The sequence below is a fragment of the Halomonas sp. KAO genome (genome assembly GCF_015595025.1).
Lineage (GTDB): Bacteria > Pseudomonadota > Gammaproteobacteria > Pseudomonadales > Halomonadaceae > Halomonas.
In genome coordinates this window covers 173,712-190,237 of record NZ_JADNRL010000010.1, presented here as the reverse complement: position 1 = coordinate 190,237, position 16,526 = coordinate 173,712, and the positions used below count along the sequence as shown (strand labels likewise).

The 16,526-nt window shown below is 67.2% G+C and carries 13 protein-coding genes; 6 read left to right on the top strand and 7 right to left on the bottom strand.

Going from position 1 to position 16,526, the window contains the following annotated elements:
- Positions 1–83 precede the first annotated feature (83 nt).
- From IOC61_RS04820 to IOC61_RS04805, 4 genes are all read left to right on the top strand, one after another.
- On the top strand, positions 84–2,453 hold the full coding sequence (locus tag IOC61_RS04820) for a Tex family protein (RefSeq protein ID WP_195687734.1): 2,370 nt from the start codon (positions 84–86) through the stop codon (positions 2,451–2,453).
- Between the two features lie 175 nt (positions 2,454–2,628).
- Complete coding sequence (gshA, locus tag IOC61_RS04815; protein ID WP_195687733.1) at positions 2,629–4,239, top strand: glutamate--cysteine ligase; 1,611 nt, start codon at positions 2,629–2,631, stop codon at positions 4,237–4,239.
- Positions 4,236–4,748, top strand: a complete 513-nt coding sequence (locus tag IOC61_RS04810; protein ID WP_195687732.1) for a disulfide bond formation protein B — start codon at positions 4,236–4,238, stop codon at positions 4,746–4,748. The genes gshA and IOC61_RS04810 overlap by 4 nt, the downstream gene beginning before the upstream one ends.
- A 31-nt stretch (positions 4,749–4,779) precedes the next feature.
- Positions 4,780–5,640, top strand: coding sequence for an alpha/beta hydrolase (locus tag IOC61_RS04805; protein WP_195687731.1), 861 nt, complete (start codon positions 4,780–4,782; stop codon positions 5,638–5,640).
- A gap of 117 nt (positions 5,641–5,757) precedes the next feature.
- On the opposite strand, the gene IOC61_RS04800 is transcribed toward IOC61_RS04805, so the two are convergent.
- The 5 genes from IOC61_RS04800 to IOC61_RS04780 form a co-directional block, all read right to left on the bottom strand.
- Positions 5,758–6,438 (bottom strand): ABC transporter ATP-binding protein, encoded by a 681-nt coding sequence (locus IOC61_RS04800; protein ID WP_195687730.1) that lies wholly within the window; start codon positions 6,436–6,438, stop codon positions 5,758–5,760.
- Between the two features lie 5 nt (positions 6,439–6,443).
- Positions 6,444–7,187: an ABC transporter ATP-binding protein gene (locus IOC61_RS04795; protein WP_195687729.1), complete on the bottom strand. Its 744-nt coding sequence runs from the start codon at positions 7,185–7,187 to the stop codon at positions 6,444–6,446.
- On the bottom strand, positions 7,180–8,148 hold the full coding sequence (locus IOC61_RS04790; protein ID WP_324254685.1) for a branched-chain amino acid ABC transporter permease: 969 nt from the start codon (positions 8,146–8,148) through the stop codon (positions 7,180–7,182). The genes IOC61_RS04795 and IOC61_RS04790 overlap by 8 nt, the downstream gene beginning before the upstream one ends.
- Positions 8,149–8,221: 73 nt before the next feature.
- The gene (locus tag IOC61_RS04785) at positions 8,222–9,142 is read right to left on the bottom strand and encodes a branched-chain amino acid ABC transporter permease (RefSeq protein ID WP_195687727.1); all 921 of its coding nucleotides are present in this window, start codon (positions 9,140–9,142) and stop codon (positions 8,222–8,224) included.
- A gap of 12 nt (positions 9,143–9,154) precedes the next feature.
- Positions 9,155–10,297: an ABC transporter substrate-binding protein gene (locus IOC61_RS04780; RefSeq protein ID WP_195687726.1), complete on the bottom strand. Its 1,143-nt coding sequence runs from the start codon at positions 10,295–10,297 to the stop codon at positions 9,155–9,157.
- 228 nt (positions 10,298–10,525) lie between these two features.
- Between IOC61_RS04780 and rsd the strand changes: the two genes are divergently transcribed.
- On the top strand, positions 10,526–11,026 hold the full coding sequence (rsd, locus tag IOC61_RS04775; RefSeq protein WP_195687725.1) for a sigma D regulator: 501 nt from the start codon (positions 10,526–10,528) through the stop codon (positions 11,024–11,026).
- A 9-nt stretch (positions 11,027–11,035) separates the two neighbouring features.
- On the opposite strand, the gene IOC61_RS04770 is transcribed toward rsd, so the two are convergent.
- On the bottom strand, positions 11,036–14,113 hold the full coding sequence (locus IOC61_RS04770; protein WP_195687724.1) for an efflux RND transporter permease subunit: 3,078 nt from the start codon (positions 14,111–14,113) through the stop codon (positions 11,036–11,038).
- 1 nt (position 14,114) lies between these two features.
- Positions 14,115–15,245 carry an efflux RND transporter periplasmic adaptor subunit gene (locus tag IOC61_RS04765; RefSeq protein WP_195687723.1) on the bottom strand — a complete coding sequence of 377 codons (1,131 nt, stop codon included), beginning with the start codon at positions 15,243–15,245 and terminating at the stop codon, positions 14,115–14,117.
- A gap of 231 nt (positions 15,246–15,476) precedes the next feature.
- Here IOC61_RS04765 and IOC61_RS04760 point away from each other — a divergent pair, with 231 nt between their 5' ends.
- The gene (locus tag IOC61_RS04760) at positions 15,477–16,451 is read left to right on the top strand and encodes a malate dehydrogenase (RefSeq protein ID WP_195687722.1); all 975 of its coding nucleotides are present in this window, start codon (positions 15,477–15,479) and stop codon (positions 16,449–16,451) included.
- Positions 16,452–16,526 lie beyond the last annotated feature (75 nt).

Sequence of the window (16,526 nt, the reverse complement as noted above, 5' to 3'; positions counted from 1 at the left end):
CGTTGGGCGACCCGCGCGTGGCTCGCTTCGGCGTTTGTGATACCTTGTCGCGATTGATTATCGAGCATCAGTGAAGGGGTTACATGGACGCCACCAAACGCATTACCGCGCGCCTCGCCGAAGAGTTATCCATTCGTCCACAGCAGGTCTCCGCCACGCTGGAGCTGCTCGATGGCGGGGCGACCGTGCCCTTCATTGCCCGCTATCGCAAGGAGGTCACCGGCGGTCTCGACGATACCCAGCTGCGTCACCTCCACGAGCGCCTGGGCTATCTGCGCGAGCTGGAGGAGCGCCGGGCCACGGTGCTGGCGACCATCGACGAGCAGGGCAAGCTGACCGACAAGCTGGCCGGTTTGATCGGGGCCGCCGATACCAAGCAGCGCCTCGAAGACCTCTACCTGCCCTACAAGAAGAAGCGCCGCACCAAGGCCCAGATCGCCCGGGAGGCGGGGCTCGAGCCACTGGCCGACGCCCTGCTGGGCGACACGACCCTCGACCCCGAGGCCGAGGCGGCCGGCTATCTGCGCCCCGCGGAGGGTGACATACCTGCGGTGGAGGACACCAAGGCAGCCCTAGACGGCGCCCGCCAGATCCTGATGGAGCGCTTCGCCGAGGATGCCGAGCTGGTTGGCCGACTGCGCGAGCGGCTGTGGAGCGAAGGTGAGCTCAGTGCCCGAGTGATCCCGGGCAAGGAGCGTGAGGGCGCCAAGTTTTCCGACTACTTCGAGCATGATGAGCGGTTGGCCAAGGTGCCGTCGCACCGGGCCCTGGCCATGTTCCGCGGCCGCAACGAGGGCGTGCTGACATTGGCGATTCGTCTGCCGGGTGAGGAGGAGGCGCCGATCCATCCCGCCCAGGTGGCCATTGCCAAACACTTTTCCCTCCATGATGAGGGGCGTGCCGCCGACAAGTGGCTGCGTGACGTGGTGCGCTGGACCTGGCGAGTCAAGCTCTATACCCATCTCGAGACCGAGCTGCTGGGCCGGCTGAGAGAGCGGGCCGAGCTCGAGGCCATCGAGGTCTTCGCGGCCAACCTCAAGGACCTGTTGCTGGCGGCTCCGGCGGGCCAGAAGGCCACACTCGCCATCGACCCCGGCCTGCGCACCGGCTGCAAGGTGGCGGTGGTGGATGCCACCGGTCAGTTCCTGGCCCACACTACCATCTATCCCCATGCGCCCCGTAATGCCTGGGACGTCTCGCTGGCCGAGCTGGCCCAGTTGGTGGAGCGTCACGATGTCGCACTGATTGCCGTGGGCAACGGTACCGCCAGCCGCGAGACCGACCGCCTGGCGGGCGATCTGGTCAAGCAGCTGGCGGGCAGGCGCCCACTCGCCAAGGTGATGGTCAGCGAGGCCGGGGCCTCGGTCTACTCGGCCTCGGAGTATGCCGCCCGGGAGCTGCCCGACCTGGATGTCACCATCCGCGGTGCGGTCTCCATCGCCCGGCGCCTGCAGGATCCCCTGGCCGAACTGGTCAAGATCGAGCCCAAGTCCATCGGGGTGGGCCAGTACCAGCATGATGTCTCTCAGGTGCAGCTGTCGCGCAGCCTGGAGGCGGTGATCGAGGACTGCGTCAACGCCATCGGGGTCGATCTCAATACCGCCTCCAGCGCGCTGCTCTCCCGGGTGGCGGGCCTCTCGCCGGCACTGGCCGAGGCCATTGTCGCGCGGCGTAATGCCGAGGGCCCCTTCGCCAGCCGCAAGCAGCTGCTCGATGTCAGCCGCCTGGGCCCCAAGACCTTCGAGCAGTGCGCCGGCTTCCTGCGCATCATGAATGGCGACAACCCGCTGGATGCCAGCGCCGTGCACCCGGAGGCCTACCCGCTGGTCGAGCGCATCGCCGAAAGAAGTGGCCGCGAGCTCGGCAGCCTGATCGGCGACAGCGCGACCCTCAAGGCGGTAAAACCCGCCGACTTCGCCGACGAGCGCTTCGGGGTGCCCACGGTCACCGATATTCTCGTCGAGCTCGACAAGCCGGGCCGTGACCCGCGGCCCGAGTTCAAGGCCGCCGAGTTCCGCGAGGGGGTCGAGACCCTCAAGGACCTGGAGCCCGGCATGGTGCTCGAGGGCAGCGTCACCAACGTGACCCACTTCGGTGCCTTCGTGGATATCGGTGTCCACCAGGATGGCCTGGTGCATATCTCGGCGCTTTCCGACAAGTTTGTCGAGGACCCCCGCACGGTGGTCAAGGCCGGCGATATCGTCAAGGTCAAGGTGATGAACGTCGACCTGGAGCGGGCGCGCATCGGCCTCTCCATGCGCCTCGATGATCAGCCGGACGAGCAGGGCGCCGGCCGCCGCGGCGGTGAGCGGGCCCGGCAGGATGCCAGGCCCGGTGGCCACAAGCCGCCCCGCAAGGGCGGGCGCGGCAAGGGAGGGCCCTCCCGGGACGACGACAAGGGGCAGATGGGGGCCTTGGGGGCCGCGCTGCTCAAGGCGAAGCAGAAGCAGTGATCCGGTGGTCGGCGTTAACCACGCCTGACTCTGAAGCCGGCTAACTTTGCATGGCAGCCTTCAGGTACCATAATCAGCACATCGACGGGCGCCGCATGGGCGCCCGTCTCACTATCCGCGTGGCGTGCCGCCTCGGCGCCTTTCACCGCGTCTTTCCAACACAAGGGGTGTTACCTTGTCCGATACACTCACCAGTCTCGTTTCCCGCCTGGAGGGTCACGCCCGCCAGGGTGAGTTCAGCCGGCTGCGCCGTGGCCTCGAGAAGGAGGGGCTGCGCGTGGACCGCGAGGGGCACGTCGCCCAGTCGCAGCACCCCAAGGCGCTGGGCTCCAAGCTGACCCATCCGCATATCACCACGGATTACTCCGAGGCGCTGCTGGAGTACATCACGCCGGTCATGTCTCGGCCCGTCGATGCCATGGCGTTTCTCGGCGACCTGCACCGCTTCAGCTATCGTTACCTGGGCGATGAGCTGATCTGGCCGGCCAGCATGCCGGCGCGACTCGAGGGCAATGACAGCATCCCCATCGCCGATTACGGTACCTCCAATGGGGGCACCATGAAGAAGGTCTATCGCCGCGGACTCGATGTGCGCTACGGGCGCATCATGCAGGCGATCGCCGGGGTACACTACAACGTCTCGCTGCCTGACGATCTCTGGACACTGCTGCGTGATATCGACGGCGTCGGCGACATCCCGCTCAACGACTATCGCTCCCAGCGCTACTTCGGCCTGATCCGCAACTTTCGGCGCCACAGCTGGCTGCTGCTCTACCTGTTCGGCGCCTCGCCGGCCATCGACCGCAGCTTCCTGCCCGAGGGCCGGGTGCCCGACAAGCTCGAGGCCCACGCCCAGGAGACGCTGGTCTCGCGCTACGCCACCAGCCTGCGCATGTCGGACCTGGGCTATCAGAACAAGGTGCAGCAGCAGCTCAAGATCTGCTTCAACTCCCTCTCCAACTACGTCAACACCCTGCGCCATGCCATCTCCACGCCGTGGCCGGCCTACGAGGCGCTGGGGGTCAAGGAAGACGGCGAGTGGCGCCAGCTCAACGCCAATATCCTGCAGATCGAGAACGAGTACTACAGCGATATCCGCCCCAAGCGGGTGGCTCGCCAAGACGAGACCCCGAGCCAGGCCCTGGAGGCCCGCGGTGTGGAGTATATCGAGGTCCGCTGTCTCGACCTCAATCCGCTGCTCACCCTGGGGATTGACGAAGTCCAGATCCACTTCATCGATACCTTCGTGATGTGGTGCCTGCTCTCCGAGAGCCCCTGGATCCCCGATGCCGAGTGCGACACACTCGACGATAACCGCCAGCTGGTGGTGGAGCGCGGGCGCGATCCCGCGCTGCGGCTGAACCATGCGGGTGCCCAGCGCAGCGTAGCCGACTGGGGGGGCGAGATCCTCGACGAGATGCGCCTGGTCGCCGGGCTGCTCGATCGGCTGGAGGAGGGTACGCCCCATGCGGATGCCGTGGCCGCCATGGCCCCCCGGCTGGCGGATCCAGCGCTGACTCCCTCCGGCCAGCTGTTGGCGCGCCTGGAGGAGGGGGGTGAAGAGCTCTCCGATGCCATGCTGGCCATCGCCCGGGATCAGGCCAAGCGCCTGGGGAGTGAGCCCATGGAGTCTGGCCGCGAGAGGATCATGGCCGAGCTGGTGGAGACCTCCCATCGTCAGCAGGCAGAGATCGAGAGCGCGGATGAGGTCTCCTTCGATGATTTCCTGTGTGACTACTTCGAGCATGCCCGGGAGTCGCGGGTGGCCGATGGGGCCGGTCGATGAGTGCGCTTTCACGGCTCGAGGTGCGCCACTGGAGTCTCGCGGGCCTGGCCTTCTGTGTGCTGATGATGGCGGTGGCGCTGAGCCTCGAGCATCTTGTCGGTCTCGAGCCCTGTCCCCTGTGCATCTTCCAGCGCGTGGCGGTCATCGTCGCAGGACTGGTGTTCGCCGTGGCGGCCATCCACAACCCCGGCGGTCGCCTCGGGGCGGTGCTCTATGGCCTGCTGAGCCTGGGTGCGGTCGGCACCGGCATCGGTGTGGCCTGGCGGCATCTGTGGCTGCAGTCGCTGCCCGCCGATGAGGTGCCCAGCTGCGGCCCGGGCCTCGACTACATGCTGGATATCCTGCCGCTGCAGCAGGTGGTCAACAGGGTGCTCTCGGGCTCCGGGGAGTGTGCCGATATCGACTTCCTGCTGCTGGGGGTCTCCCTGCCAGGCTGGACGCTGGTGGGCTTTGTCGTGCTGGCGCTGGCGCCACTCGGCCTGCTGCTCACGGCCTTCCGAGAGCGATAACCCTCAGCCATAACCTTCAACGAGAACCGTCATGCTCTACCGGGACTTCGCCACCCAGGAAGCCATCGACGCCGCCTATGACCCCATGCGCGGGCGCGACGGGGCGTCGCTGGTGGCCGACTGGCGGGCGCGCAGCGAGGCTGCGCGGGGTCGCCATCGTGTCTCCCTCGATGTGCCCTATGGGCCGAGCCTGGCCGAACGGCTGGATATCTACCATGCCGAGGGCCTCGAGCAGGGCGAGAGGGCGCCGCTGCATCTCTTCTTCCACGGTGGCTACTGGCGCTCACTCGACAGCCATGAGTTCGGCTTTATCGTCGATGACCTGGTGGCTTCCGGCATCACGGTCGGCGTGGTCAACTACGCTCTCTGCCCGACGGTGCGCTTCGGCGAGTTGGTGCGCCAGGCACGGGCCGCGCTTGTGTGGGCCTGGCGTCATGCGGACGAACTGGACTGTGACCCCGCCGAGATCAGCGTTTCCGGCCACTCCGCCGGTGGTCATCTCAGTGCCATGCTGCTGGCCACCGACTGGCCAGGGGAGTACGGCCTGCCAAGCTGCCCGCTGCGCGGGGCACTCTGCATCAGTGGGCTCTATGATCTCGGGCCTTTCCCCTGGTCGTGGTTGCAGCCCAAGCTACAGCTGGACGGGCGCGACGTGGCGGAATTCAGCCCCGCCTTCCTGCCCTGCCGGGTACCCACACGGGTCAGCCTCGTCGCGGGTGGTGAGGAGTCCTCAGAGTTTGCCCGCCAGATGGAAGCGTATGCCGCCCACCTGGAGGGGCAGGGCATCGGTGTGGAGAACGCCGTGCTGCCCGGCGACGACCACTTCTCGATCCTCGAGCACTATCTCGATGGCGGATGCCTGGCCGCGACGATCAAGAGATTCCACGCTTGAACGGCAGGACTTTTCGCCCGATAAACCGGGCTCCTGTAAGTGCGCTATCGCGCGATGTCCCAAAGGTCAATCGCCGAAATGTCGGACCACCGATAAATCGGTCTCCTACGAGGCGCCTTATACCCCCAGATAACGGTCGCGAAGCGACTCGGTGAGTGCCTCGGGCGGCCCGCTCCAGGCGCTGCGCCCCTTCTCCAGCAGCACGCAGTGATCGGCCATCGGCAGCAGCTCCGACAGCGTCTTGTCGACGATCAGGATCGCCTGGCCCTGAGCCTTTAGGCGGCGGATGGCGTGCCAGATCTCCTGACGAATCACCGGGGCGAGCCCCTCGGTGGCCTCGTCGAGCACCAGCAAGCGTGGATTGGTCATCAGCGCTCGGCCAATGGCCAGCATCTGCTGCTCGCCGCCGGAGAGAGTCGCGGCGGACTGGCGGTCGCGTTCGCCGAGGCGCGGGAAGAGCCCTTCGACCCTCGCCAGGGTCCACTCACCGGGTCGCGCCGCCACCAGCAGGTTTTCGCGCACCGTCAGATTGGGAAAGCAGCGTCGCCCCTCCGGCACCAGCCCCAGTCCCAGGCGAGCGATCCGCTGGGGCGGTAGCCGTCGCAGATCATGTCCCTCGAACCGGATGTGCCCGGCGTGGGCCGGCGTCAGGCCGAACAGCGAGCGGATGGTGGTGGTCTTGCCCATGCCGTTGCGCCCCATCAGCGCCACCAACTGGCCGGCCTCAACCTCCAGGTCCACGCCGAACAGGGCCTGGGCGGGGCCGTAGCGCGTCTCGATGGCCTCCATCTTGAGCATAAGAGTCACTCTCCTAGATAGGCGTCGCGGACCCGCGGGTCGCGACGGATGGTGTCGACATCGCCATGGGCGATGACCCGGCCCGCGACCAGCACCGAGAGGCGCTCGGCGAGTCGGAATACCGCCTGCATATCATGCTCGATCAAGAGGATGGGCACCTCCTGCTTCAGCGACTCGAGCAGCTCGGTGAGCCGGGCCGAGCCCTCGGGGCCAAGGCCGGCCATGGGCTCGTCCAGCAGCAGGGCGCGAGGCTCGAGGGCCAGGGCGCAGGCGACCTCCAGGGCACGGCGCTCCCCGTGAGACAGCGCCGCCACCGGCGTCCAGGCGCGATGCTCCAGCCCCATGCGGGCGAGGGCCGCCATGGCGGGCTCCAGCAGGTGGCGGTCGCGGTGAACCGGCGTCCAGAACCGGAAGCTATGGCCACTCACCGCCTGTACGCCGATCATCACGTTACGGATCACCGTCAACGGCTCGGCCAGCGACGAGACCTGGAAGCTGCGACCCAGCCCGCGTCGGGCGCGGGCGGCGACGCTCAGTTCGGTGATCTCCTCGCCGTCGAGCAGCACGCGCCCGGCGTCGGGGCGCAGGTTGCCGGCGATCTGGGCGATCAGCGTCGACTTGCCGGCCCCATTGGGGCCGATCAGGGCGTGGATCTCGCCGCGACGCAGGGTGAGCGAGACGTCATCGGTGGCCGTCAGGGCGCCGAAGCGCTTGTGCAGCCCCTCGAGGACCATCACCGCGTCACTCATGGAGTTCTCTCCCAGGGCTCTCTCTCCCGGCCAGCCAGCCCATCACGCCGTGACGGGCGAACAGCACCACGCCGAGCAGCACCAGGCCGAGAAACAGCTGCCAGTACTCGGTCAGTCCACCGAGCAGGGTCTCCATGCCGATAAACAGCACGGCCCCGGCCAGGGGGCCGTAGAGGCGGCCGACCCCGCCGAGGATGACGATCACCATCAGCTCGCCGGACATGTGCCAGCTGAGCATGCTGGGGCTGACGAAGCCGTTGAGGTCGGCATACAGCGCCCCGGCCAGGCCGGTGATCATCGCCGAGACCACGAAGGCCAGCAGGCGTATGGGGTAGGGGGAGATGCCGGCGGTGGCCAGGCGGGTCTCGTTGAGCCGTGCCATGGTCAGTGCCGCACCGAAGCGCGAGCCCATCAGCCGCGAGGTGAGTGCCATGGCCAGCACCAGGCCGGTGAAGCAGATCAGGAAGAAGGTCAGCGGGTCCTGGGTATCGAGCCCCGGCAGCTGGTTGCGCAGATAGATGGGCAGGCCATCCTGACCCCCGTAGGTGGGCCAGGAGTTGGCGAAGTAGTAGACCATCTGGGCGAAGGCCAGGGTGATCATGATGAAGTAGACCCCGGCGGTGCGCAGCGAGACGGCACCGATCAGCAGCGCCAGCAGGCCACAGGCGAGCATCGCCAGCGGCCATAGCACCAGCATGTTGTCGCTGCCGGGCAGCAGGCCCATGAAAGCGCTGGCATCGAAGGCATGGTAGGCGCCGATACCGGCGATATAGCCGCCGAGGCCGAAGTAGGCGGCGTGACCGAAGCTGATCATGCCGCCATAACCCAGGGCCAGGTTGAGGCCCACGGCGGCCATGGCGATCAGCGTCAGGCGTGAGGCGAGGCTCACATAATAGGGGTGCCCCAGCAGATCGGCGGCCACCGGCAGTGCCAGCAGCAGGGCGAGCATAAGGAGTTGCACCACGCCTCGTCGACCGAGGCGGCGAGGCGAGGGGTGAGATGGGTCCTCGAGAGTGATGCCGGAAGGTGTCGGGTCAGTCATTGACGGTGAAGAGTCCCTTGGGCTTGAAGGCCAGGATGACGGCCATAAGGATATAGATCAGCATCGAGGCCAGGGCGGCACCCACATCGGTGGCCTCGGAGGGGGGCAGGAAGCCACGGAAGAACAGCGGCAGGAAGACCCGGCCCAGGGTATCCACCACCCCGACCAGCAGGGCGCCCAGCAGTGCGCCCTTGATGGAGCCGATGCCGCCGATCACGATCACCACGAAGGCGAGGATCAGCACCGGCTCGCCCATGCCCACCTGCACCGACTGCAGCGCGCCGACCATGGTCCCGGCCAGGCCGGCGAGCCCCGCTCCGAGGGCGAAGACCGCGGTGTAGAGGCGCGAGATATCGATGCCGAGGGCGCCGATCATCTCGCGGTCGCTCTCCCCGGCGCGCACGCGCATGCCCAGCCGGGTCCGCGAGATCAGCAGATAGAGCCCCACGGCAACCGTGATGCCCACGCCGATGATCACCAGCCGGTAGAGCGGATAGCGGGCGTCGCCGGGGAGGGTGACATAGCCCGACAGCCACTCCGGCGTGCTCAGCCACAGCGGCGAGGCGCCGAACAGCCAGCGAGTGCCCTCGGAGAAGATCAGGATCAGGGCGAAGGTGGCGAGTACCTGATCGAGATGCGAGCGGTGGTAGAGGCGACGGATCACGATCAGCTCCACCAGGGCCCCCACCGCGGCGGCCCCGAGCAGCCCCGCCCCCAGGCCGAGCATAAAGGAGCCGCTGGCGGCGGTGATCGCGGCGGTAATGTAGGCCCCCACCATGTAGAAGGAGCCGTGGGCCAGGTTGATCAGCCCCATGACCCCGAACACCAGGGTCAGGCCGCTGGCCATCAAAAACAGCATGGTGCCCAGCTGCAGGCCGTTGATCAGTTGTTCGAGAAACAGGGTCGCCGACACGTCAGGGCCCCGTCACATCTTGCAGTCGGGGTAGTAGATATCCTGGATATCCTCGACGGCGATGCCGAGCAGGCGATTGGTCGGCTCGCCATCCTCGCCGGCGACCACCTCACGCACGTAGATATCCTGGATGGGGTGCTGGTTGGGGCCGAAGCGGAATTCGCCGCGAACCGAGTCGAAGTCCGCCTCGCGCAGCGCCTCGCGGAAGGCATCCTGGTCGTCGGGGTGGGCCTTGCCCAGGGCGGAAAGGATCAGGTTGGCGGTATCGAAGCCCTGGGCGGCATACAGGGTCGGCATGCGATCGTAGGCTTGCTGGAAGCTCTCGACGAAGGCGCGGCTGGTGTCATTGTCCAGGTCGTAGGCCCACAGCGAGGTGTTCCTGGCGCCGATGGCGGCCTCGCCCACCGCCTTGATGAGGGTCTCGTCGAAGGAGAAGGCGGCGCCGAATACCGGCAGCTCCACCCCGGCGTTCTGCCACTGCTTCATGAAGGAGATACCCATGCCGCCGGGCAGGAAGAAGAACAGGCTGTCGGCATCGCTGGCGCGGATCTGGGCGATCTCGGCGGCGTAGTCGGTCTGGCCCATCTGGGTGTAGAGCTCGTCGGCGACCTCACCTTCGTAGAGGTGCTTGAACCCGGCCAGGGCGTCGGTACCGGCCGGATAGTTGGGGGCCATGATCAGCGGTCGCTCATAGCCCTGCTCCTTCATCCAGGCGCCCATGGCGCCGTGCAGGTTGTCATTCTGATAGGCAACGTTGAAGTAGTTCGCGTGGCACATTCGACCGGCGAGGGCCGACGGGCCGGCATTGGGCGACAGGTAGAAGGTTCCCTGGCGCACCACGGAGGGCACCACGGCCATGGCCAGGTTGGACCAGATGATGCCGGTCATCAGGTCCACCTCGTCGCGCTGCATGAACTCGTTGGCCAGGTTGCGCGCCAGGTCGGGCTTGCGGGCATCGTCCTGTACCAGCACCTCGATATCGTCGCGACCGGACTGCTCGATGGCCAGCAGGAAGGCGTCACGCACATCGACGCCCAGGTGTGAGCCGCCCCCGGAGAGGGTGGTGATCATGCCGATCTTGACCTCTTCGGCGTGGGCGGTGGCAAGACCGGTGGAGAGCAGCAGGCCGAGACCCAGGCGAGCGAGCTGTTTCATGAAGAACCTCAGGAGTAGCGTGGTGTTGTTGGCATCGACATAGACTACCAAGGAAACAGGATCGCCAGGCAGTGGAATATGGTTGCAATGGTCCTCTTGACGATGAGGGCCCTGAGCGTTTATTTCGACAGGATTGACAGCCCACCCCGGTAGCGCGACTCTGTTGCTGACCCGGCCGGGCGCTGGACGCCCTCGGTACCTTGCTCGACCCAACGAACGGAGGCCCCCATGCTGGAAGACTGCAAGAGCGCTCTTGAGCGCTGGGGTGGTGTACACAGGTTGATCGATCGCTGGCTGGATCAGCGCCGCGAGCTGCTGGTCGACTTCGTCGAGCTCAAGGAGGGGTGTGATGCCGAGCTCGAGGCGGTCAGCAAGGAGCGCATCGACGCCTTCAGCGAGCTGCTGATGGACTATATCAGCGCCGGACATTTCGAGATCTATCCCCAGCTGCGCGAGGAGGCCCGCGCCTTCGAGGATGACTCGGCGCTGCAACTGGCCGACCGCCTGCTGGAGCGCCTGGAGATGTCAACCGGGCTGGTGCTCGACTTCGATGCGGAGTACGCAAGCCCGGGGCGTGTCCGCCAGCATCTCGGCCGCCTGCCCGCCTGGCTGGAACGCCTGGCCCATGGATTGACCGAACGCTTCGCCCTGGAGGATGAGCTGATCGGCCGGATTCACGCCCGCCATGCGCCCGATGCGGCCCGGGCGGAAGCCGCCTCCCGCACGTAGAAGCCCGATTTATCGCGTGATAGTTTTAGTCCGGTGCTCGAAGCGCCCCCCAAGCACCAGCATGCACGGCGTCAGCAGCAGCGTCAGCCCGGTGGCGAAGGTCAGCCCGCCGGCGATGGCGCTGGAGAGCTGGGTCCACCACTGGGTGGAGGGGGCGCCGATCCCCAGGCTGGGGGCGAACAGGTCGACGTTGATCCCCAGTACCATGGGCAGAAGGCCCAGCACCGTGGTCACCGCGGTCAGCAGCACCGGCCGCAGGCGCAGGCTACCCGCCTCCAGGGCGGCATCGAAGGGCGCCAGCCCCTCGTCGCGCAGCTGGTTGTAGGTGTCGATCAGCACGATATTGTTGTTCACCACGATCCCCGCCAGGGCAATGATGCCCATCCCCACCATCACGATGCCGAAGGGCTGGGCGTTGGCCAGCAGCCCCAGCAGCACCCCCGCGGTGGAGAAGATGATCGCCGAGAGCACCAGCCCCGCCTGATAGAAGCTGTTGAATTGGGTCACCAGGATCAGCGCCATCAGCCCGATGGCGACCATGAAGGCGCCGGCCAGGAAGCGGCTGGCCTCCTGCTGATCCTCCTGCTCCCCGGCGATATTCACCTGCACCCCTTCGGGCGGCTCGCCGGCGGCCTCGAGCAGGGCGCCCAGGCGCTCGTCGGCGCTGGCGTCAGGGGCCACATCGGCCTCGAGGGTGATGGCGCGACGCCCGTCGATGCGGTGCAGGGTACCGACCTTGGGCGCCGGCTCCACCGAGACGAAGTGCGACAGCGGCACCTGGCCCCGGGAGGTGTTCAGGCTCAGTCGGCCGAGCTGGTCGAGGGTACGGTCGCCTTCCGGCAGGCGAATCCGGATATCGACCTCGTCGTCGACCCCCTCGGGGCGGTAGCTGGCGACCTGAACCCCGTTGGTCAGCAGCTGCACCGCGCTGCCCACGCTGCTGACATCGGTGCCGAAGCGGGCCGCCGCCTCGCGGTCGACGATGATCCGCCACTCCACCCCGGGCAGGCTGCGGTTATCCTCGATATCGCGAAAGCCCCCCAGCTCGTTCATCAGCTGGCGCAGACGCTCCACCGCCTGGTCGGCCAGCTCCGGCGTCTGGCCGCCAATCTCCAGCACGATCGGCTTGCCCTCGCCGGGGCCCATCTGCTGTTCGCGGAACTCCAGTACCAGGCCGGGAAGATCGGTGGTGCGCTCACGCATCTCGGCGAAGATCTCGGTCAGTGGGCGGCGGCGGTGCCAGTCGATCAGCTGGAACTGCAGCACGCCGATGACATCGGCGCCGAGCTGCGTGCCGGGGTTGGCGAAGGAGCGGGCATAGAGCGCCTCGACCTCGCTCATGCCGGCCAGGCGGGCCTCCACTCGCCGCACCATGGCGTCCTTCTCCTCGATGGAGAAGTCGCCGCGGGTGCGCACCACCACCTGGGCGGAGTCGGGCTCCACGCTGGGAAAGAACTCCACACCATGGTTGAAGCGCGCATAGGCGGTATAGATCAGCGCCATCAGCAGCAGCGTGAACAACAGGGTCAGTGCCGGGTGGGCGAGCAGCCGCGACAGGGCGCGGCGATAGAGGCGACCGCCACCGGTGGCCCTCAGCGGTGCGGCATGAGACGAGGCCTGGCGGGCGCCGAACACGCCACCCAGCGTTGGCAGAAACACCAGGGCCATGGCCAGGGAGGCGAGCAGGCAGAGAATCACCGTGGCCGGCAGATATTTCATGAACTCGCCGACCAGGCCCGGCCAGAACAGCAGCGGCATGAAGACCGCCAGGGTGGTGGCGGTGGAGGCGATCACCGGCCAGCTCATGCGGCTCGCCGCCTCCAGCCAGGCCTTGCGGGGCGACATGCCCTGGTGCAAGTTCCGGTCCGCCAGCTCACTGACCACGATGGCACCGTCGACCAGCATGCCGGCCACCAGGATCAGCGCGAACAGCACCACGATATTGAGGGTGTAGCCCACCGCCCAGATCATCAGGATACCGCTGAGGAAGGCACCCGGAATCGTCAGGCCGACCAGCATGGCGCTGCGCGCCCCCATGGCGGCCAGGATCACGATCAGCACCAGTACCACGGCGGTGACCACATTGTTGAGCAGCTCCGAGAGCATGTCCTCGACGAACTCGGACTGGTCGGTGATGGTGGTGATCTCGAGGCCCTCGGGGATCAGCCCCTCGGCCTGGGCGAACAGCGCCTGCACCTGCTCCACGGTGGCGATGATATTGGCGCCGGCGCGCTTGGAGATCTCGAGCACCAGCGCCGGCTGACCATCGATGCGGGCATGGCCTTCGGGGTCCTTGAAGGTGGGACGGATGATCGCCACGTCGCCGAAGGTGACGACGCGGTCGCCATCGACCTTGACCGGCATGGCCATCACATCCTCCAGGGTCTCGATCACCCCGGGCACCTTGATGCCCAGGCGGCCGGCGCCGGTATCCAGGCTACCGGCGGCGACCAGACGGTTGTTGCGGCTGACCAGGTTGAAGAGCGTGGCAAAGTCGATGCCATAGCTCTCCAGCACCAGGGGATCGACCACGATCTCCAGCAACTCCTCGCGGTCGCCGCCGATATCCACCTCGAGCACCTCGGCGATGCCCTCGATCTCCTCCTGGATCCGGCGGGCGATGGCCACGCGCCGGGTCTCGTCCACCGACCCCGAGAGGCCGATGGAGAGCACAGGAAACTGGCTGACATTGACCTCCATGACGCGAGGCTCCTCCGCCTCGGAGGGCAGCTCCGCCTTGGCGATATCGACCTTTTCCCGCACATCGGTGAGGGCCTGGTCGGCATCGAAGCCGGCGTCGAACTCCAGGGTCACGGAGGCGTGCCCCTCGCTGGACTGGGAGGTCATCTTGCGCAGCCCCTCGATGCTGCGCAGCTCCTGCTCCATGGGGCGCACCAGCAGCCGTTCGCCATCCTCGGGGCTGACCCCCTCCAGGCTCATGGCGACATAGATGATGGGAATGGCGACGTCGGGGTTGGCCTCCTTGGGGATCGCCTGCCAGGCGGCCAGGCCCGCCAGCAGCAGTGCGGTCAGCAGCATCAGCGTCGTGCGGGCGTGCGCCTGAGCGGCCGCGATCAGCTGGCGCATCTTAGCGATTCCTTGTGCCGCTGGCGGGTTTTTCGCCGTTACCCTCTGGGGCATCGGGCGTGACCGGGGTGACGGTCTCGCCGACCTCCACCATGCCGGCCCCCAGGGTGATCAGCCGCACGCTGTCGGGCAGCCCGGCCACCCGGGCACTCTCGAGATCGGCGTCCACCAGCGTTACCGGGGTCTGCACCACCCGGTTATCGGCGTCGAGATGTTTGATGGCCAGCTCGCCATCGGGGTTGAGTGCCAGCAGGGCCGGTGAGAGGCGATGCACGCGGCGCTCGGGCAGGGTGATCGCCAGGGTGGCGCTGGCACCGGCCAGGCGACGGCCCTCGGGGTTGTCGGCGCTGACCTCGACCCGGAAGCTGCGTGTCGCCTCCTCGGCGCGGCGGGCCACCATGCTCACCTCACCACTCAACCGCGAGCCATCCAGCAGCCGCAGCTCGGCCGACTGTCCCGCCTCGAGGGCCAGGGCGTCCCGTTGCGGCGCCCAGGCCACCGCGGTGAGCCGCGAGTCGTCCACCAGTCGCCCCCAGCTCTCTCCCGTCTGCAGCAGCTCGCCGGGCTCCACCTCGAGACGGTCGAGGGTGCCGGAGAAGGGGGCCGTGAGGCGGGTATCGTCGCGCTGGCGCCGCAGGGTGGCCAGCTCCGCGGCGGCACCGCTGACATTGGCCTTCAGGCGCAGGTAGTCGGTACGCGAGATCAATTCACGCTGGCGCAGGGAGTCGGCACCGGCCAGTTCGGCCTGAGCCAGCGTCAAGGCATCCTCGGCCTGGGTCAGGCGCGCGGGCAGCTCCTCCTGGGCCTGTTCGAGCAGCAGCTCTCCCGCCTCGACCGAACTGCCCTCCGCCACCGGCAGAGCCGCCACGCGCCCGGTGTGGCGCGCGCGCAGCTCCAGCGTGCGGTGCGCCTCCAGCTCGCCCTGCAACACAAGGGTGGGGGCATGGGTCTCGGCCTCACGGAGTGCTACCTCCACCCGGGGCGGCGCGATGTCGGCCTCGGCGGCCGGTGGAGCCTCCGGCGCGGTATCGCGAAAGCCCTGAAGCTCGCCCAGCAGCAGCCAGGCGAGCAGCATGATGACCAGTCCGATGGCGAGCAGGGCGGGTAGCGGGGGAAGGCGGTCGCGGGGCATGCGGGTGGTCCATCAACGAGCATGAAGCCGCCAGCATACTATTCTCGCGGTGGGTTCTCATGTACTGGTTTGCCGCACCCTGCTTGCTCACTCCTCACCTTTGTTGCATTGAGTTTTGTGCACTGCAGGCATACCATCTTGGCGGTTTGTTTTCAGGCCAGAGCGGGCTCGTTGCCCGCCCGGCTCGTCCTCACGGCGACAACCCGCGCGTTGACAACCCAAGGAGCCACCATGAAAGAACCCGTTCGCATTGCCATTACCGGCGCCGCCGGCCAGATCAGCTACTCCCTGGCCTTCCGCATCGCCTCCGGCGACATGCTGGGCAAGGACCAGCCGGTCATCCTGCAGCTGCTCGAGATCACCCCGGCCATGGACGCCCTGAACGGCGTGGTCATGGAGCTCAACGACTGCGCCTTCCCGCTGGTGCAGGAGATCGTCGCGACCGACGACCCCAATGTCGCCTTCAAGGACGCCGATTTCGCCCTGCTGGTGGGTGCACGTCCGCGTGGTCCGGGCATGGAGCGCAAGGACCTGCTGGAAGCCAACGCCGCGATCTTCTCCGTGCAGGGCAAGGCGCTGAACGACAACGCCAGCCGTGATGTGCGGGTGCTGGTGGTGGGCAACCCGGCCAACACCAACGCGCTGATCGCCTCCTGCAACGCGCCGGACCTGAACCCGGGCCAGTTCACCGCGATGATGCGTCTGGACCACAACCGCGCCAAGACCCAGCTGGCCCAGAAGGTCGGCAAGCATGTCACCGACGTGGAGTCGATGATCGTCTGGGGCAACCACAGCGCCACCCAGTACCCGGACCTGGCCCACTGCAAGGTGGACGGCAAGGCGGCCCTGGAACTGGTCGACCAGGAGTGGTATGAGAACGACTTCATCCCCACCGTGCAGCAGCGCGGTGCCGCCATCATCAAGGCCCGTGGCGCATCCTCCGCGGCCTCCGCGGCCTCCGCTGCCATCGACCATATGCGTGACTGGGCGCTGGGCAGCGACGGCATCGTCAGCATGGGTATCCCCGCCGACGGCAGCTACGGTGTCGAGCCGGGCATCATGTACTCCTACCCGGTGGTGTGCAAAAATGGTCAGTACGAGATCGTGCAGGGCCTGGAGATCGGTGAGTTCAGCCGCGAGCGGATGAACGCCACCGAGCAGGAGCTGCGTGAAGAGCGTGCCGCCGTGGAGCACCTGCTGGGCTAAACCCCGGCTGTACGCCTTTCGCGGTAAGTCGTAGGAGCGCGATTTATCGCGCGAAAAGCCCCGCCAGGTTCTTTT